The organism is Vibrio sp. 11-4(1) (genome assembly GCF_013048625.1).
GTDB classification, from domain to species: domain Bacteria; phylum Pseudomonadota; class Gammaproteobacteria; order Enterobacterales; family Vibrionaceae; genus Vibrio; species Vibrio diabolicus.
Map to the genome: position 1 here is coordinate 364,983 of NZ_VHSY01000001.1, position 20,666 is coordinate 385,648.

9 protein-coding genes are annotated in these 20,666 nt (G+C 43.0%); 4 read left to right on the forward strand and 5 right to left on the reverse strand.

Annotated features, from left to right (window positions below):
• Positions 1-283: 283 nt before the first annotated feature.
• On the reverse strand, positions 284-10,696 hold the full coding sequence (locus FKN16_RS01500; protein ID WP_170901840.1) for a tandem large repeat: 10,413 nt from the start codon (positions 10,694-10,696) through the stop codon (positions 284-286).
• 381 nt (positions 10,697-11,077) lie between these two features.
• Here FKN16_RS01500 and FKN16_RS01505 point away from each other — a divergent pair, with 381 nt between their 5' ends.
• A complete protein-coding gene (locus FKN16_RS01505; protein WP_170901841.1) occupies positions 11,078-12,055 on the forward strand; it encodes a peptidoglycan DD-metalloendopeptidase family protein in 978 nt (325 codons plus the stop codon).
• A gap of 248 nt (positions 12,056-12,303) precedes the next feature.
• Here FKN16_RS01505 and FKN16_RS01510 read toward each other — a convergent pair whose 3' ends face one another.
• Positions 12,304-13,233, reverse strand: a complete 930-nt coding sequence (locus FKN16_RS01510; RefSeq protein WP_006741107.1) for a LysR family transcriptional regulator — start codon at positions 13,231-13,233, stop codon at positions 12,304-12,306.
• Positions 13,234-13,498: 265 nt separating this feature from the next.
• Here FKN16_RS01510 and FKN16_RS01515 point away from each other — a divergent pair, with 265 nt between their 5' ends.
• Positions 13,499-15,340, forward strand: coding sequence for a 2-oxoacid:acceptor oxidoreductase subunit alpha (locus FKN16_RS01515; RefSeq protein ID WP_170901843.1), 1,842 nt, complete (start codon positions 13,499-13,501; stop codon positions 15,338-15,340).
• Positions 15,330-16,328, forward strand: a complete 999-nt coding sequence (locus tag FKN16_RS01520) for a 2-oxoacid:ferredoxin oxidoreductase subunit beta (RefSeq protein ID WP_170901844.1) — start codon at positions 15,330-15,332, stop codon at positions 16,326-16,328. Before FKN16_RS01515 ends, FKN16_RS01520 begins: the two co-directional genes overlap by 11 nt.
• 183 nt (positions 16,329-16,511) lie before the next feature.
• Here FKN16_RS01520 and FKN16_RS01525 read toward each other — a convergent pair whose 3' ends face one another.
• On the reverse strand, positions 16,512-17,156 hold the full coding sequence (locus FKN16_RS01525; RefSeq protein WP_170901845.1) for a CatB-related O-acetyltransferase: 645 nt from the start codon (positions 17,154-17,156) through the stop codon (positions 16,512-16,514).
• A 94-nt stretch (positions 17,157-17,250) separates the two neighbouring features.
• Positions 17,251-18,402: a class C beta-lactamase gene (gene ampC, locus FKN16_RS01530; protein ID WP_170901846.1), complete on the reverse strand. Its 1,152-nt coding sequence runs from the start codon at positions 18,400-18,402 to the stop codon at positions 17,251-17,253.
• 359 nt (positions 18,403-18,761) lie between these two features.
• Here ampC and FKN16_RS01535 point away from each other — a divergent pair, with 359 nt between their 5' ends.
• Positions 18,762-20,165 (forward strand): PLP-dependent aminotransferase family protein, encoded by a 1,404-nt coding sequence (locus FKN16_RS01535; RefSeq protein ID WP_170901847.1) that lies wholly within the window; start codon positions 18,762-18,764, stop codon positions 20,163-20,165.
• Positions 20,166-20,354: 189 nt separating this feature from the next.
• Here FKN16_RS01535 and FKN16_RS01540 read toward each other — a convergent pair whose 3' ends face one another.
• Positions 20,355-20,498: a hypothetical protein gene (locus tag FKN16_RS01540; RefSeq protein WP_170901848.1), complete on the reverse strand. Its 144-nt coding sequence runs from the start codon at positions 20,496-20,498 to the stop codon at positions 20,355-20,357.
• Between the last annotated feature and the right edge of the window lie 168 nt (positions 20,499-20,666).

Genomic DNA, 20,666 nt, shown 5'->3' on the forward strand with positions numbered 1-20,666 from the left:
TACCCATCGACCTCATGCAGAACACTATACCCAGAGTATAGAAACGAGCGTAAATATATAATATTTAAAAAGATTTTCAACGCGACACATTCACCACAGCATCTACCGAGCGACCATCACAATCACGTCATACACACCTAAAAGCAACATTGGCCTAGTTATTATAGTTATTCAGCCTTGTATTAAGACGATTCATTAATTCGAGTAACTTATCAATAAAGGCAATTATTTTGATAAATATCACAAAAAGTCCCAAATAAAGCGAGCTAAACGCTCGCTTTATTTATGCCGCATTTTTTAAAGTTTTGTTCTCACTAAAATATCGGTTGTAAACAGCACCTAAGGAGGCTGTACTTGCGAAGCGATCATAATTAAATGTTGCTTGAGCCTCTTCGGCAGAGGCAGACAGCTTGTTGGTACCATTCACATAAATCGTCACCGCCCCGTCTTTCAGTCCTGAAAGATCTAAGTCAATTGTCCATGAGTCTGAAAACACGGTTGCCATGCCTGTGGCTTCTGTACCATCAGCGTCGACTGCTTTGATATCTATGAACTCACTATCTTCAAATCGTTCACTGCTACCACTTATTGTCACGCTTTCCACTCCAGCAACATCGTTGATAGCATCTAGATGTATTGTTGGTGTGATTGGCATGGAGTAAGCCGTGTTCTGGCTACCGGTGTTTCCTGATAAGTCTTGGTAGTCACGAACTAGTAACGCCACATTCAGCTCTGACGAGTCTGGTACCACTACATCACCAGTCCAAACACTTGGGTCCGCGGTTGCCACTAACGAGGTGATCGTTGTGCCACCTAACTCCGCCACAGCACCTTGCAATGCTTTATCGAATTCCAGCGTTACCGTCACGCTTTGGCCGATGGCTTGGTGCTCAGGCGTAAACGTCACGTTAGTCAGCGTTGGCAGAGACTGCGCGAGTGTAAAGCTCTGGCTTTCACTCACTTCAATGCCGGCTGAGTTCGTCCCTGTAACAATCACGGTATAAGTGCCGTTGGTTTGGTTACTCATATCAATCGCGTCACTGGTCCAAGTGCCACCGGCTTGTACTGTCGCACTGCCGCTTTTTAGTACCGTCGCGCTGCCTTGGGCTTTCACTTCAAGACGCAGGGACTGACCGTCAAAACGTGTCGACGTGCCTTCGAATTGTAGCGTGGCGGCATGCGCTTCATCCACATTACCCACTGGCGTAATAGCTAAGGTTGGTGTGATCGGCATGGAGTAAGCCGTGTTCTGGCTACCGGTATTCCCTGATAAGTCTTGGTAGTCACGAACCAGCAACGCCACATTGAGCTCTGACGTGCTTGGTACTACCACATCACCAGTCCAAACGCTTGGGTCCGCGGTTGCCACTAATGAAGTGATCGTGGTACCACCTAACTCCGCTGCGGCGGATTGCAGATCTTTATCGAATTCCAGCGTTACCGTCACGCTTTGGCCGATGGCTTGGTGCTCAGGCGTAAACGTCACGTTAGTCAAGGTTGGCAGAGACTGCGCGAGTGTAAAGCTCTGGCTTTCACTCACTTCAATACCCGCAGAGTTCGTCCCCGTCACCATCACGGTGTAAGAGCCATTGGTTTGGTGACTCATGTCCATTGCGTCACTGGTCCAAGTGCCACCGGCTTGTACTGTCGCACTGCCGCTTTTTAGTACCGTCGCGCTGCCTTGGGCTTTTACTTCAAGACGCAGGGACTGACTGTCAAAACGTGTCGACGTACCTTCGAATTGTAGTGTGGCGGCATGCGTTTCATCCACATTGCCCACTGGCGTAATAGCTAAGGTTGGCGTGATCGGCATGGAGTAAGCCGTGTTCTGGCTACCGGTATTTCCTGATAAGTCTTGGTAGTCACGAACAAGCAACGCCACATTGAGCTCTGACGTGCTTGGTACCACCACATCACCAGTCCAAACATTTGGGTCCGCGGTTGCCATTAATGAAGTGATCGTTGTACCACCTAACTCCGCCGCTGCGGATTGCAGATCTTTATCGAATTCCAGCGTTACCGTCACGCTTTGGCCGATGGCTTGGTGCTCTGGCGTAAAAGTCACGTTAGTCAGCGTTGGCAGGGATTGCGCGAGTGTAAAGCTCTGGCTTTCACTCACTTCAATACCCGCTGAGTTCGTCCCCGTCACCATCACAGTATAAGTACCGTTGGTTTGGTGACTCATCTCAATCGCGTCACTGATCCAAGTGCCACCGGCTTGTACTGTCGCGCTGCTGCTTTTCAATACCGTCGCGCTGCCTTGGGCTTTCACTTCAAGACGCAAGGACTGACCGTCAAAACGTGTCGACGTGCCTTCGAATTGTAACGTGGCGGCTTGCATTTCATCCACACTGCCCACTGGAGTGATAGCTAAGGTCGGCGTGATTGGCATGGAGTAAGCCGTGTTCTGACTACCGGTATTCCCTGATAAGTCTTGGTAGTCACGAACCAGTAACGCCACATTGAGCTCTGACGTGCTTGGTACCACCACATCACCAGTCCAAACGCCTGGGTCCGCTGTTGCCACTAATGAGGTGATCGTTGTGCCACCTAACTCTGCAACGGCAGCTTGCAATGCTTTATCGAATTCCAGCGTCACCGTCACGCTTTGGCCGATGGCTTGGTGCTCAGGAGTAAACGTCACGTTAGTCAAGGTTGGCAGAGACTGCGCGAGTGTAAAGCTCTGGCTTTCACTCACTTCAATACCCGCTGAGTTCGTCCCTGTCACAATCACGGTGTAAGTACCGTTGGTTTGGTGACTCATGTCCATTGCGTCACTGGTCCAAGTGCCACCAGCTTGTACCGTTGCACTGCTGCTTTTCAATACCGTCACGCCGCCTTGGGCTTTCACTTCAAGACGAAGGGACTGACCGTCAAAGCGTGTCGACGTGCCTTCGAATTCTAACGTGGCGGCATGCGTTTCATCCACACTGCCCACTGGCGTAATAGCTAAGGTCGGTGTGATCGGTAATTCGTGAGCGGTGTTATCCTCCCCTATGTTACCAGTCAAATCTTTAAACTGACTAACAACCAAGTCGACACTTAACAGCGCGGTGCTCGGAACTTGTACATCACCAACCCAGACCTTTTTATTTGCCGTTGCTGACAGAGAACTAATGCGATTGCCGCCTAGCGTAGCGGTCGCCTCTTGGAGCTCTTTATCAAACTCAAGCGATACATTCACGCTTTGACCCTCACTCTGATGCTCGGGGTTAAATGTCACATTGGTTAGTTTTGGTAAGGTTCCTTCAACCGCGATACTTAAGCTGCTTCCTTTTCCAGGAATTGTGTTGGTACTTTGATAGCTATTGTCTTCTACCTGAATAGTGATATTTTTATCTTGTTTTTCTGGGCTGACATAGTTAACCGTCCACGTAATATTGTCTGAAGTCGACCAAGTATCTTGTTTTAACGTTCCTGTTGCACCGCTATCACTAGCGACAAGATGGGCATCTGAGATATCAAAGTTCGTAACTTCTTCTGTAAAGTTAAACGCAAGCGTAATCTCTTCGCCTCCAAAAAGAGGGGCGCTTGAGGCGGTAGAGATACTTAGCCCGGGAACGGTTGCCGCTTCCACATGCGCGTCAATAGAACTTTCACTCTTGTTATCCACCTTGTCTGTTGCTGACACCGTGATCGTATGATCGCCTTTAGGTAACAAATAGCTTATGACATAAGGCCCCGCTTCGGTTGTCGGCTCAGTAATCGCTTGAGGAGCCACAGTGCTGCCACCACTCACCGCTTTTGACGTGACGAGATTTAAATTTTTATCTGTAATGTATGCACTAATTTCCAGCTGATACTTATCGTTTGTCGGTACCTTAGAGATTTGATTAGCACTTAAGCCAGAAATACTTGGAACGTCATAATCAACAATAGACTCGATAACTTGTCCATCATAACTTTTGCCTAGTAATTCAAAGCTTGTATTCTCTCTTCCAACTGAGTCCGTCACCGTCACCTTAAGGGTATATGACCCTTGGTTATCGACGGCAAAGTTCATCATTCCATTACCACTAGATGAGATAACATCACCTGAGTAACGCAAGGAATCACCGAGGCTTGAAATAAGCTCCACAGAATATTGTGAAGCTTTCACTCTTTCTCCTTCCACCGTAGATACCGTAAACGGCTGGCTCGCCTTGGTTAAAAACAGTTTCCCACCCTGCAAACTCGTAATTCCATCGAAATCAACTGTGACTTTAGGAACACTAATATCAATGACTTTTCTGATATCAGAATACAGTCCGACGCTATCTGTCGCTTTGATGTCTACTGTGATTGAACCACGCCCCTCTAACTGAGATTTCGATAGTTCAAAGTACGTAGATGAACCATTCCCATCCTCTACTCTTTCTTCTTGATAACTCGGGTTTAAAACCGAGTAGTTTACTTTTGCGAGGCTGCTACCAGTGTCCGTTATGTCAAAACGAAAACGAACATTATCAGGATTTGTTGGCGATTCGGTTACGATAATCTCATCGCCAACACTTGGAGGTGTGTTGTCAACTTTAATATCAACGGTCGCTTCACCGACTCTCGACCACACATCTGTTGCGGTAATCGTTGTCCTGATCGTTTTTCCATCAGCATCGCTAGGAAGTTCACTCGTAAATGTTGAACACTTGTAGGTTGGGTCATCTGCACACACTTCCAGTTGCGCAAACTTCTCCGGATTATCTTTATAGTTGTAGGATTCCGTTCCAAATCTGGCCATCACATTGTCTAGCCTAGAATTTTCATACAACTTAATTCTGAATTTAGCGACAAGCTGCTGACCATTAATGGTTGTGTTTCCAACCGGATCAGTAATTTCAACGACTACTGAACCTTTAGGTAATTCAAGCAGTAGATCATGCTCTGGCGTCAAGTTTCCTGCTAAATCAGATACGTTCTTGATTTTGTATTCTTGAGTTGTACTCAGGCCATCAATAATATCGGCGTAGGATTCAGAGTACGTACACTTGATATTTCCAACACCTTTGGCACAGGTCGTTGGTGTATAAGCTTTGTTGCCAAGATTACGAACCAACTTTGGATATTTATCTGAACTTTCAGTATTCACGCCTGATAAAGCATCATTGAAAGAGAGCTCAAATGTGAGCATCTTCTTCTTCAAAGCTTCATCAAACCAAACATCACTTCCTTTAAAACTGTATGAGTTACCATCAACGACTGTTGGTGCATCAATATCCACCATCGAAAAATTGAACTTGTTGATCGTTTCACGCCCATTTGTACCCAAGGTTTTAGTGATCAAAGTGACAGGTGCCTTTGTCATGTTTTGCCCAACATTGACACTACAACTGTAAGGTTCTTGCGATACGTTGATAACACCAGAAGTTGGTTGCTCATTAGTTGGTGGTGCATCTAGAGAGTTGTACTCTTCACGAACCCAACACTCTAACGTTTTGGCTTTGACCGCACTCAATGTAGTAAAGGTGACATCAAGAACACCATCAGATAAGTAGTTTTGGAAGTCCAGCGGACTTGCAACCGAGAGAACCACGCCTTCACGCTGTACGCTAAAGGTTTGGTTTACTTTTCCAACCTTTCTGTCTTTTTCGTCAAGGTAACGAACTTTGTTGTAAACCTTTATATCAAGTTCATAGTTACCATCTTTGGCAATTTGTGTAGAAAGCAGCGTTGCCGTCCAAGTGCCATCTGCGGTTTCTGAGAACGTAAAGTTAGTCCCGTTTTGCTCTCCAGAAAATCTATACGTTGAGTCAATTCGATCAACGCCACTATCATCAACAATATCAAGCGTAAGTACGATATTCCCATCTTGATAGATGGTGTTGCTTGTAATTGGCGTTCCATCCGTGTAACTCATCGCCAGCGTCACCTGCGGGATGGAATTGTACACTTTAACGGTAAAATCTTGCTCACCACTGGTTAAGGTTGTGTTGCCACGAACATCAGACCCTTTTAAACGAACCTTGTGTGTACCCGTACCTAAATCACCAAGGCTCACTTTGAGATCTTCATTGATTTTTTTACCTGGAGATCCAGGTAATGGCTCAAGATCGCTAAACGTCCAATACTCTAGGCTTTCTCGATTTACGCCATTAATTGAAACATCACCGTTGGCATTTAGATCTAACGCCGTTAGGTCAAAGACATAGTTTCCTAAGTAGTAGTCATTCGCATTGAAACCACTTAACCCTAATGTTGGCCCATCACGATCAAGAATAACCTTGCTCGTGTTAGAACTAGATTCAAAACCGTAAATATCGGTTGCTTTTACATACAGTGACGTCGTTTTTTCATCTTCAGAAATGTCTATTTTATCTGTGTCACTCTTAATGAGAGACATTACAAACTCTTTAGATGAATCCGTTGGCACAATTGTCTTAATTGGCGAATCTTTACCATTCTGATATAGAGAGACTTGCTCAATGTCTGAATCGTCTATTACGGATTTAAATCGCACGTTGAACTCACGCCCGACAACATAGTTCTCTTTGGACAATGTGTCTTCAACCCAAGGCGTATTTAGGATGATTTCTGGACCTTTGTTATCGACTTGGAATGTGAATTTCCCTGTTGTACTAACATTGGCAGGGTAAGCGTTGTCCGTCGCAGTGACATAAAATTCATTCCATTCATCGTAATCAAATGCTTTTGAAACCAGTTGGACTTTGACGTCAGGTTGTTCACCAACTAGGTATGGTACGTCACACGTCTCTGTTATAGGGTCACAGCTTTCTAATGTCAGTGCCTGACCAGATCCTCGGCGAAGATCTATTTTTACATTATTGCCGGGGCTTAACGTCCCCCAATCAATGACAGGTGTCCATTGGTTGTTACCGCCTAAACGGCTTTGAACCTGCTCACTTTTTACAATAGGAGCTTCAGAGTCGATACGAATATTGAATCTCGGAGCCGTGCTAGTTAACTCTGAAACGGAGTTACCTAAATTATCCTCTGCCGCTGCAACGACTAGCCAATCACCATCACCCGGGTAAATCGTCGCGCCTTGATTTGAACAAAGCTCCCCCGTACATAATTTGACTTTAAAGGCGTCTTTCGAGTTATTCGCAAAGTCCTCTGGTGTGTATGTGACTTTTTCACCCGTTTGCTGGTAGAAAACAAGACCTCTTGAAGAAAGCTTGTCACCCACAACATCTTCAACCTTGAAGGTCAATTCATGGGTATTTTTGGCATTTAAATAAATACCGTCTTCTACAGGTTTACCGTCGACGTCATTAGGTGGGAGGTAACTCGTTTTAGGGAAATCATTATCAATAAATACCGTTTCTATAAACGGAGCTTTGCCATCGTAACCATACGCATTGCCATGTGGGTCCATGGCACTGGTTTCCACAGCAAACTCTACAATATCTTTTAGTTCACTAGACTGAGAGTTAAGGGTAAAGAGGTACTCTTTTCGATAAGCATTGCTGTTGCCAGGGTTCTCTACAATGTTGATGTCCAGCGGTATTTCAATGTTTGGCTCACTGGCTTGATACCACATCGTGCTAAACTTCGGACCATAAGCGTCGGTTTCTACAATACCAGAAGGATCGTCTAGGACAATTTTAGAAACAACTTCACCAGCAATATAAAGCTTATTGCCAACCATCGTCTCTCGACCGCTTTCAATCGTTAATTTGGGCTGTGGAGGCAAGATATCGATACTGCTACCCTCTGTATCAAAAATGTTCTTACCATTTAAGTTAGGATTAGCCATCGAAATATCATCAGCATAGAGCTGCGCGATATTGGTCTCAATACCGTATTTGCTCGCCATGATTTCGTAATACGATTGCGCTAAATCCTTTCGATAAGTATCGGAACCAAATTGATAAGAATCGAGCATAACCTGACGTCCACCAACACCAATACCATTCGCTTTTCCATCAAAGCTCAAATCATCGTAAATAGCGGAGGCAAAATCTAATGAGTTATTTCTCGGCATTCCTTGAGCAATACTATCGATAGCTTCGACAAGAAATCGGTGTAGATAATCGTTTGATGGCTTTTCTGGAATCGCTTTGGTAGCAAGCATTTCGTTCGTTGCATAAGGCACAACCGTTGGATCAAACCCAAAGAATGAGTTGTTGTTCGTACCTGATAACGCGTAGCGCACCTCATCAAGAATTTGAATCGCACGCTCAGAAGTTTTCTCTCCGGCAGTGACTTGATCCCACTGGAAATCAAACAAGCTAGTCTGATATGTCGATAGTTCAGTAATATAGTAAGTCTGAGAGCCATTGAGCTTAAAGTACACGCCAATATTGGCCTTGTTTAAATCAACCGTTACTTTTTTGGTTCCTGGATTTCTTTTCCATTGATAGTAGTATGGCTCGCTGCCCTCGATACCAATTAAACGAACACGCATGAAGTCATAATTCACAACATCAGTTGTGGTTTCACAACTCGCGACGTCAAGAGCCATTGATTGATCACTTTCCAATTGTTGGATAGTGGTACAACTCGCAAGTGAAGTGAATTCACCATTTGGACTCAACCCTTCAAGTTGCGCTCGCGCACCAATAAATGGTGTCACCACTTTTATGGTTGGTAGGTCAAAGCTACTTCTAAAATATACTTCTCTTGGAGTGCTTTCGTTATCAGACTCATCGACGGTTTGAATGACTAACTTTTGACTACTGTTTTCTGATACCGATTTAAAGCTGTCACCCAAAATATCTCTTACAAACGGAATGTAATAGATGACATCCTCTACTCGCCCATTGCTATCTAACAGCGTTTCGTGCGGAATTTTTGCGATGTAATCGTCATCTGATGCAGTTGTATCAATAACTTGCTGAAGTGAGTAGTTGTTATCGTTGTTTTGGCTTACGTAGTACTTGACGACGAGCTTAAGCTTATTAGCGTTGGAGCCTAAAACCGTATCGGTATTTACGTCTGATACTTTCACACGAACATAAGGGATTTTATTCTCTTTCAATAAATTAGCGTTGAAGTTACTAAAATCTATCCCTTTTAATGAGTTCTGAATCCCTATACTTGCGTACGCATAGTCAATCTTCAAGAAATCGCGGCTCGCTTGAACATTGTCTGGGGTATACGTATCTTGAGAGTAGATACCATCGTAAGTGGTTCGTTCACCATCTAAACCCACATTTACGTACGTCATTGACGTACCTTCAGGATAGGTTATCGTCTGTGCTGGCGCTTGATCGTCACGACTTACTGCATGCTGAGCGGTGCCCGTATTACCTTTGCTATCCTTCGCTCGAACCTCAAAGACCGTCGTAGATAGGAATTCATCAGTTGGGTAAGCCTTACTAAACTCACAAGCGTTTCCAGACTCTACCGTTACAGGAGAACATGTGACGTCCTCATGTAAGCCATCTTTAAATGAAATACTGACCGAACTGATCTCTTGCGAGCTTTCTTTTACAACCCCTTTCAGAACATACTCTTTAAGTTGATTATTAATTGCACTCGCCGATGTAATATCAATAACAGGCGCATCGTTATCCCATTCAAAGTTGATATGAAGACCCGAATGGCTGCCTGGAATTAACTCATTACCCAATACATCCGCTGTATATAAGACTAATCGTGCTGCTGTTACGTTTGAGAGCCCTGTGGCAGGGTTCATATCCACACTATCGATCTCTTTGGTATTAATGTTAACTTTAACGTTGGTCTCTCGAAGGCCAACTTCAAAATCATCAAATTCAACCGAACAGAATGTGCTTCCAAAATCTTGTATGTCGTTACATTGAAATTCACCAGACCAAGAGCCATTAATCTGATACTGAATAAAGGCGGATACGTCTTCTACACCGATATCATCTACAATCTTTAGATCAACTTTGTCAGTGCCAGCGAGTACATCACTGTCCGTACGAGTAACTATTGGCGCATCTGTATCGATATCCGTACCATCTCGCGGTGGAATGACGCCATCAGTACTGCCATATGTACCTAAGTCATTAAGCTTCTTACTAAAGTCGACATAGTCTGCGGCATCAGTACCAGAGATATTGACACTTGGATCGTTTACCACGATCAGAACATGCTGAGATAAATCACGTGTATAAATGTCGCTATTTATCTTTTTCTGTCCAAAGCTGAGGGGAGTCACTGCTCCTGAAGTCTGGCTCACTTCAAGACCATCAAGAACACCATCTGCAATAACATCCCGATATTGGATGTCAGCGAAATGCATTGAAGTGTAGACGTTATCGCTGTTGCCGTATTTTTTTATAAGATCGTAAGAGTAAGACGAGTATGCAGTTAATAAAGCGCCGTATTGATGCCCAGCACTAGCAAAACTGCTTTGCCCACCTTTGGTTATATCAATAGGTTTGGTCTCATTTACGTCAAACCCATACATGCTATTGATACTATCCAAAGCGGTTGAAAAGGCACTCTCATCTGTGGATCCTTGAGAAATTTTGTACTTTGCCAAGCCTGCTGCCAAGTTCGACAGCGGAGTAAGCATTAACTTTTGCTCACTCCCCTCTTTAAAGTTCACAACACCTTCAAATTTAAGTGTCTTCGCATTGCTCACTGATACCGTTTCATTCGTAAACGGGTCGGTATAACTCCCCTCTTTTGCAACAACAAAAAGAGGCATTGAAGACGATTCAAACTCTAGCAGATAGTTTCCGAACGCATCAGACGTCGTGTTAGCCAACTTCCGGCCTAAGTTTCCATTTTTGAACTCGAAAACCTCAATCTTTGCGCCATTTACAGGGGCGTCAAAAACCATACCGGAAATGCTTCCTTTGCTTCTAGCTGGAGGTGTGTTGTCTCCTCCATCACCACCACCACATGCACTCAATAAAAGAGATGTAAGCGTAAGACCTAATGTTAATTTCAGCGTATTTTTAGCGAACATAGTAATTTGGCAAAATATATTTTGCCGAGATTATATTATTGTAAAATATTTTCTCAACGTGACAATAACACCATTTAAAAAGCCAAAAACACCAGACCAACCGTCACTTTTACTAAATTATTAAATTAAAATCATCACCTATAATTATTCACTTAGTTAAAACGGAGGAATTAGCCATACTTTAATGCTAGGTTTTATTTAAAATATTATACTCTACGCACAACTGTCAGCCTTGATAAACCACCAAAACTAATGACTATTTTAATAATAAAAAGGAGTGTGCGAACTCCTACCGCAACCCTTCTCACCATTGCCTTACTCATTTTTATTAGCGTGTCGCTTTCTCACCACATCCTCACTCCCATGGATAGACTGCCTACCGTTAAGCCTTTGGAGTTCAAGAATGAGGGAGTTCAAGCACCTTTTGAGGGGGGGACTCTTAGACAAAAAATCACCATAGGTGTGGTTGAGTACTCGTTTGTCGCTTCATTGTTAAAATCAGGGATAAGTCAAAAAGAGATTAATTTGCTATTGGCCCTTATTAAAAGTAACTTTAATATTATTGATTCAGTTAAGAGAGATGACCATTTTATCTTAAGAACTAAGTTAAATAGTAGAAATGAAACCTATATTAGTTCTTTTTACTATTTAGGTAGTAAAACCGATTTATTTATTATCAATGATGGGCAAGGTAACATATTTGATGAACATGGCGTGTCAATAAAAAATAAACTCCGATTTTCAGATCCCTTTGATAAAAGCTACAGAGTAAGCTCTGGCTATGACTTAAAACGAACACACCCAGTAACTAATATAACGACTCCGCACTTAGGCACTGACTATGCAACACCAGTAGGTACACCGATTCGTAGTATTGCTGATGGTATCGTTTTAAAGTCTCGTTACAACCGTTTTGCGGGCAACTACATTAATATCCGCCACACAAATGGTGCGGTATCACGGTACCTACACTTATCTCAACGCAACGTCCACGTTGGCGAGAAGATCAGCCGAGGACAAGTGATAGGAAAAACGGGTAACACAGGAAGAACAACAGGGCCGCATTTACACCTTGAACTGCACATTAATGGTATTCCGATTGATTACGAGCGATACATTCAAAAGCACCCAAACACTGACGTTAATATAGAAATGCTGATTGCAGCGAGAAAAGAAAAAGCAGAATTAACAGCGGAATGGCAACGGTATAGACAGTCAAACCGGCAATAACATACTTCGGTTCGATCTTTCTTCATTTATCTGAAGCGAGTCCTCGTAACCCTCTGAGCACTTCAAGACCTGTCGCCACTTTCCAAGTTCAGGACAAAAAAGAGCCGCTATATGTGGCTCTTAGTGATTCGAATCTTTGTTTGCAGCCCATGGGTTAATATTTTTGTGGGCACAACTGAATGTAGCAAACTTGCTGGCACGTAACACGCTTAGACTTCAGAAAAAGCTATCGTCCTCCAGCAAGAGCTTTAATGGTTCAGCATCCAACTGCTGTTGATCGCCTCTCCCTGCTCATCAAGTTTATGAATAATATAGTCGATAAATACTTTTACTTTCGCGGGCACAAACTTACGACTTGGATAGTATATATAGACACCTTGACCATCGGTTCTTTGAGGTTCAGAAACCAACATCAGCTTACCTTGCTGCACTAAGTCTCGAGCAAGATATTGGGGCATCAGAGCAATCCCTGCTCCTAAACTCGCTAAAGAGGCCATCGCATAACCATTGTCTACTGTCACTTGATGTGTAGGACTAAATTCTACTAATTGCCCATCTAAAGGCATCGTCAAGGTAAGCAAGCGCCCCGATTGTTTATAGCGGTACATTATCCATTTGTGCTGGTTAAGCGCTTCAACACTCTGAGGCCGACCAAACTTCTTTATGTACTCCGGACTGGCAAACATACCCATATCAATAGGACATAATCGCCTCGCAATCAGGTTGCTGTCATTTAGTCTCCCGCTTCGAATAGCAACGTCCATCCCACTCTCCAATATACTGGTGTATTCATCGGAAAAGCTAAGATCCAACTTCACTTCAGGGTAACGTTCGCAAAACTCTGGAATCAGCGGAGTTATATAGTTTTGCCCGAACGATAAAGGAAGGCTGACACGAAGTGTACCAAACGGAGATGCAATACTTTGATGAAGCTGCTCTTCACTACTTTTGAGCAAGTTGATCACTTCTCTTGCCGTCTCAAGGTAGTTAAACCCCGCTTCAGTGAGCTGGAGTTGACGTGTTGTACGGTGAACTAAACGAACACCCAAATCCTGTTCTAGGCGAGCAATCGCTTTACTAACAGTAGAAGGCGACTGCCCTAATTGATTCGCGACTGCTGTAAAGTTCCCTAAGTCCACAACAGATACAAACAACTTTATTAATGACAGTTTATCCATAACGCTCAGAATTAATGAAAAATAATCACATCTAATATGACAGAAAAAGTATTTTTGTGTCATGCAAACTTTTCTAGTATTTCGGAAAAGCATACCTAGCTATGGATATTTCTACTGACCTCAGAGACGACAAATAAAGCCAACACCATTAACTCTACACTCATAATGCTCGTGCTTACGGCATTTTCTCCAACCTTTATTCCATTGCATCTCATTAAGTGCAATGAAACATACTGAACTTGCTCTAACACGGTAAGAGGTTTTAATGACAATAATTCAACTTAAACGCGAAGTGATCTGTTTTGCTGGCGATTCTGGAGATGGTATCCAATTACTTGGAGAACGCTTTTCAGACAACTCGTCGAAACAAGGAAACGATGTCATGACGTTACCTGATTATCCAGCTGAGATACGGGCTCCGGCAGGAACCACATCTGGAGTATCGGCTTTTCAGATGCAATTTGCCTCAACAGAGATTTATACTCCTGGCGACGATTTTTCAGTCTTAATCGCTCTGAATGCCGCTGCATTAAAAACCAAAATCTCACAACTCGTTGAAGGCGGTTTGGTGCTTATTGATCTCGATGGTTTTAATAAAAAAAACCTTGAGCTTGCTGGCTATGAATCTAACCCATTGAGCGATGGTAGCCTCGCAGATTATCGAGTGATTAGTGACAGTTTTACGCGTTTAACCGTTCAATCTCTTTCTGAGTTAAACATTGCGCCTAAAGTAGTGAAGCGAAGCAAAAACTTTTTTATGCTTGGTATTGTTTTATGGATTTACAGCCGTCCGCTAGAACCGACCATTGAATGGCTAAATAATAAATTCGCTGACAATTCGCAAGCGAGAGAGGCAAACACTTTAGCCATAAAGTCGGGATTTAATTATGCTGAAACAACCGAAATATTCAGCGACTGTTTTCAGGTTGCTCCCGTAGCAGATAAAGCTGGCTTGTATCGCACGGTTTCAGGGAACGAAGCATTATCGCTTGGGTTAATATGCGCAGCAGAAAAACTCCAACGCCAGCTATTTTTGGGCTCGTACCCCATAACACCCGCCTCAGATATTCTACACACACTATCAACCTATCAACACTTTGGGGTCACGACATTCCAAGCAGAAGATGAGATTGCAGCTGCTTGTTCAGCTTTAGGTGCATCTTATGCTGGCGGTTTAGGAGTCACATCAACGTCTGGCCCTGGATTATGTTTGAAAGCAGAGACCATTAACCTTGCCGTGATGGCGGAGTTGCCAATGGTTGTTATCAACGTACAACGTGGAGGCCCCTCAACTGGCCTACCGACTAAAACAGAGCAATCAGACTTGCTTTTGTCTTTGTATGGTAGAAATGGGGATTCACCACTCCCAGTGTTGGCTCCTGCTTCTCCCGCAGACTGCTTTGACATGGCAATCGAGGCCTGTCGAATTGCTACTACATTTATGACGCCAGTGATCTTATTGAGTGACGGCTACTTAGCAAACGGCTCCGAATCTTGGCTCGTGCCCGACCCTGATGAGATTAAGTTCACTGCCGAGGCAACAAAAGCAAACATAAGCCCTTTTTATCCCTATGCCCGTGATGACGTGTATTACAGCAGAGAGTGGGTCACGCCTGGTACAAAAGAGAAAATGCACCGCATTGGAGGGTTAGAAAAGCAAGCGATTACTGGCAACCCTTCTCATGATCCTGAAAACCACCAGCGCATGACTGATGAAAGAGCAAAAAAAATAAATAACATCTGCCATTTCATCCCTAAACAAACGCTAACAGGCAGTATTCAAGACTCACTGCTAGTGCTAAGTTGGGGAGGCACGCAAGGTTCTGTGTCGACCGCAATTGAGCATCTGAGAAAGCAAGGCGCATCGGTTGCCCACGCCCATATTAAATATCTAAACCCGTTTCCAGTCAATTTGGAAGAGCTCATTAGCCAATTCAAACATGTGCTTGTTTTTGAGTTGAATAACCAGCAGCTCGTTAAAGTGATTCGCTCACAATATGCCATTTCGGCACGCTCCGTAACCCAAGTTAAGGGGTTACCATTCAAAGTTCACGAGGTCATTGAGTCTATCAACCACCACCTGAAGGAAATTAAAAATGACGACTAAGGTACTCAACCGCAAAGATTTCGCTTCTGATGTTGAAGTCAAATGGTGTCGAGGCTGTGGTGATTTTAACGTATTAAAAACGATGCAGTCCGTTCTAGCACGATTAGGTCGAACTAAAGAGAACACCGTATTCATCTCAGGGATCGGCTGCTCATCTCGTTTTCCTTATTATCTCGATACTTATGGATTTCATACGATTCACGGCCGTGCCCCTGCCATCGCTACTGGTGTAAAAGCGAGCAATCCAGAGTTAGATGTTTGGGTTGTAACTGGCGATGGTGACGCACTGAGTATTGGCGGTAATCACTTTATTCACGCGATTCGACGCAACCAAGACATTAAAATTTTGCTTTTTAATAATGCTGTCTATGGACTGACCAAAGGCCAATTTTCCCCGACAAGCGAACAGGGCTTCATTTCTAAGTCGAGCCCTGAAGGCTCTCCCGATCAAGCGCTTAAGCCTTTGGCATTAGCAGCATCCGCAGGTGCTACGTTCATAGCACGAACATCAGACAATGATCCTGCACACATGACGATGGTGTTAGAGGCTGCCGCCGCGCATTCGGGCACTGCTGTAGTTGAAATCCTGCAAAACTGTGTCATTTTTAACGATAAAGTGCACGAACCTTACAACGGCCCAGCTAATAGAAGCGAACATCTACTTTATCTCTCAGATAATGAACCGTTATTGTTTGGTAAAACACACTCAAAAGCGTTGATCAATAGAGGGTTTGGTTTCGAGATTGTCGAATCAGAGGCCCCGAACCTTTTGCTCCACTCCAGTCAATGCGAGGAGTCATACTATGCTTATGCGCTTGCTAACTTGAGCTATCCAGACTTTCCCGTACCCGTGGGCGTATTTCGTTCAGTGACTCGACCTACTTTTGATCAGGTCATTCAACATCAAAAACACCAAGCAACTCTAAAATATGGTCAAGGCGACTTAACCGAATTGCTCAAACAAAACAGTTATGAGCGTCTCTGCTAACAATTGAAAGAGCCAACTATTGAGGTAACCTTTCCTACAAAGATGAAACTAAAAGGTTTCCGATTCTAGTTGGCGACTTGCTGAATGATGAGTTGATAAGGAAGTGTGGTGGTTGCAGATATCCATCACAATAAAAAGAGGCTCTATAATGAGCCTCTTCTGTTTTTTAAAATAGTGACATCGTCACTCTACTGAATGATTTCTATCGTATTCAGCGCTTGCCTTTTTCAGCCCTTCTAAATCGTCTGAACGTAACAACCTCTTCAGACTGTCGATTTTCTTATCAGGCCAATCATATATCCTAAGAGCGAGTAGTTCGTCTATCGTCTCTAGAGAAAAGCGATATTTGATATGCTTAGCTGGTGAGCCTGCAACCATGCTGTAAGGCTCAACATCTTTCGTCACCACGCTGTTTGCCGCAACGATTGCTCCTTCTCCGATAGTCACACCCGGCATTATCATGGATCGCATACCGAGCCAGGCGCCATCGCCAATGTGAGTATCTCCTTTCCCGACATACGCTTCTTCAATAAAGTCCATAAATGGGTACAAGGAGAACCAATCAGCTCTATGTGTGCTATTTCCCCCCATAACAATCACAACTTCCGCTGCAATACAGACAAAGTCACCTATATGTAACTTATCAATCTTCCATTTTGGTTCCCAATCTCGGCTGAACTCATCGCCTTGTAGATATCTTACAACGGACTCCTCAAAACCGGCGTCCCAACAATCACTGTAATAACTATGTTTACCTTTAATCGTTATATTTGGATTCGTAACAACTTCATGTAGCAAAGTCACCTTAGACCAATGCTTAGTTTTCATGAATACTCCTATAAATACTATCGAATAAAACAATGCAGATAGTATGTATCTAAATAAGCTCTAATAATTACGTAGTGCCTATTACCACTAAAATTTACTTCACTACCGAGCTAATAATATTGTAAGCAGCCTCTACTCTTTCTGCATTAGGGTAGTTTTTATTCGCCAGAATCACTATGCCTATTTTTTCAGAGGGTACATACGCGACATATGCCCCAAAGCCACCTGTTGAGCCCGTTTTGTTATACCAAACGTCACGACCGAGAGTACCGGATACACTTGCTTGAACCGGTTTAGCGTTGAGAATTACATCGCTGGAGTTACCCTTCAATAATTGCGAAAGTGAAACGGGGTAATCATAACCTTCCCACCCTACGGCTTGCGTAAACGTGTCGGTATCAAAATACTTAGTATGAGTTCGCTCTAGCGCATTTTCTATATCCGTATTAAGTTGCGCTTGACCCATATTTGCTTCGATATATTGAAGCATGTCTAAGCTTGTTGATTTAATACCATAGGCTTGTGCATCAAGAATACCTGGATTAACTCTAACGGGTTTTCCCTCAGAACTATAACCAAAAGCATAGTTGTTAAGCTTATCCTTTGGTACATCGACAAAGGTATTGGTCATACCGAGCTCAGGTAGGATGACGGTTTCCATCATTTCCGTATAGTCTGACTTCATACTCAAGGCACCGATGTAGCCAAATAGACCAATACTAGGGTTTGAGTACTTCCTCTTCGTACCGGCTTCGTACTCCGGTTTCCACGTTTTGTAGTACTGCATCATTTCAGCGTCGTTCGTTACTTCGCTAGGAAATTGCAATGGTAGACCACCTGCAGTGTAGGTTGCGACATGAACTAGCTTGGTATTACCCAGGACACTATTTTCTAATTCTGGAATATAATCTTTGACCTTGTCATCCATGTTCAACTTACCTTTTTCTTGGGTGTACCCAATCAAAGTAGCGGCAAAAGTTTTACTGATAGAGCCGAGTTCAAAAATTGTGTCGTTGGTGACTAAACTCCCCGTACTTTCGTCAGCGAAACCGTAATTGTAAAAATAACGCTTACCATCAATCGTTACTGCAACAGCCAACCCCGGAATGTCGTATTCGTTCATTAATCCTTTAGCACATTCATCAACTATGCTCTTTAATTGACTGCTAACCGTTAACTCCGTTTTCGCAAACGTGACGAAAGAAGTGAGCGATAAAATGGCCACTAAGGCATTGTTTAGTTTCATTGAACCCTCAATTTTTAATTTTCACTTATAATTAATTTCTAGTTTATTCCAAGGCTTTTAGCTTTTTATATAAAAGTAATCCTGACTTGAAGAACTCCAATCGTTAACCCCCGATGAATAACACTATGTCTTCAAATTTTTAGTACGATATAAACAGGTTTAAACCTGATCACCGTTGATAGGTAGGCCGATTAGATACGAATGTAATTAACATCCGTTTGCAAGATGGGGAAATAGTGTACTCAATTACGCTTTCTCCATATCACGATAACGGTATACTAGGTAGATATACTTGGTATATACAGATCCACATCCTCACAACGATTTAGAACCACTTTTCAACGTCTACAGAGAAAACGATGCCATTTTCACTACACTTCGAAACTGGAAAAGTCACCAGCCAACAGCTTTATTCCGAGATATACCAAGGGATATTAGAAGGCAGATTACGCTCAAATGAGAGATTACCGTCGACTCGCATGTTGTCTAAAAAGTTAGGCATAGCAAGAAACACTGTCATTTCGGTGTATGAGCGACTTCAGTTCGAGGGGTGGATAGTAAAAAAGGCAGGGTCTGGCACGTACGTAAGTAATGCTCTAGAACAAACGGTGAATCAAGATAAGAGACCAATAAAACACTACCAACTAGGGGTGTTTGGCACTAACGCAGCGAAAAAGCCAGAGATCATCGCACCAAAGAATCTAGACTATGACTTCACTTTAGGCGTTCCTGATCATCAGAGAATAGCAAAGCATATTTGGCGACACTCAAGACTGAGTAGGCTCAATGCATTAACTCCAGAGTTTGCACATGGTGGTGATTTGCAAGGACTAGCTTGTTTACGAGAGTCTATCTGCGAGTATGTAAGACATTCGAGAGGCGTAATCTGTGATCCTGAAGACATCATCATTACGCAAGGATGCCAGCAGGCAATAATGACGACTCTCCTTACATTACTCTCTCCGGGGGACCTCGTGTCGACGGAAGATCCAGGATATCCTGTTTTTCGAAATCAAGCTCGATTGCTTGGCGCGCAAATAGGCACCGTACCGATGGACAACCAAGGCGTTGTCGTTGAATCAATCCCTTCTAATACCAAAATTATTTATACAACGCCTAGTCATCAGTTCCCTTTAGGCTTTAGCTACTCCGTAGAAAGAAAGTTAGAACTGTTGAGGTGGGCAGAATTTAATAACGCAATCATTATCGAAGATGATTATGATGCGGAATATCACTATCTCAATACCAGTAAGCAAGCTCTGAAGTCACAAGACAAAAATGACTGCGTCATAATGATAGGCAGTTTCTCTAAAATACTATTTCCCGGCATACGCATTGGATATATGATTCCACCAAAGTCTTTAATAGAGCCAATTTCAAATATGTTATGGCACTTGGGAAGAAGTACATCTGTAGTGTCTCAAATCCTACTTGACGAATTCATGCGTGACGGTCATTTCTCTCACCATTTACTCAATATGAATAAAATCTATAGCGAAAGGTATCATAAGCTCACTCAATTAATTGACAACGTAGATTGCTTACAACGTATTCAGAGCCAAGGTGGATTGCATATAGCAGCTGAAGTATCGGGGTGCGCGACACAAATGGTGAATAAGCTTGCTTCATCCAATGTAGCGGTTTATCCATCATCGCATTTTTCTATCAACAATCATTCTAATGCCCTCTTATTTGGGTTTGGCATTATCCCTACCCCAAAAATAGAAAAAGCATTTGATATTATTCAATCAGTATTGGATTAAAGCAGATATAAAATTGCCTCTTCAAAAATGTCATAAACCTAAAAAGCAATAAACTTATGAAGAGGCAATATCAAACTATCGTCTTGATAGGTATCAATTTATCGTCGTGTTATCACCAGCAGAGTCAGAGCAACTGCGAGCTTGGAACGCTTTTCAACTCAATAAGGGTTCACTACGAATTGTGTCGCTCTAACCCGCTTGTTTTGCTTCAGCCTCCAAACTATATTTCTTCGACTGTAAACGTACTAGGTTCAAAGTAAAGCGACGTATCACGCTGACATTTTCAGCGCCACCAGCAACCCTATTACGTAAATCATCTTCTTTTAAGTTCACATCTAGTATCCAATGAACCTTATTTTTCTAATATCGAACGGATAGTAAGTTCTGCTTAACACTCTATCAATCACTATCTTTCCCTAGATGTTAAAGAAGAGAAGACTTCAAGGTAATTAAGGATTTGTTATGGACTATTGACCTACATAATAAAGATCACAATCACGA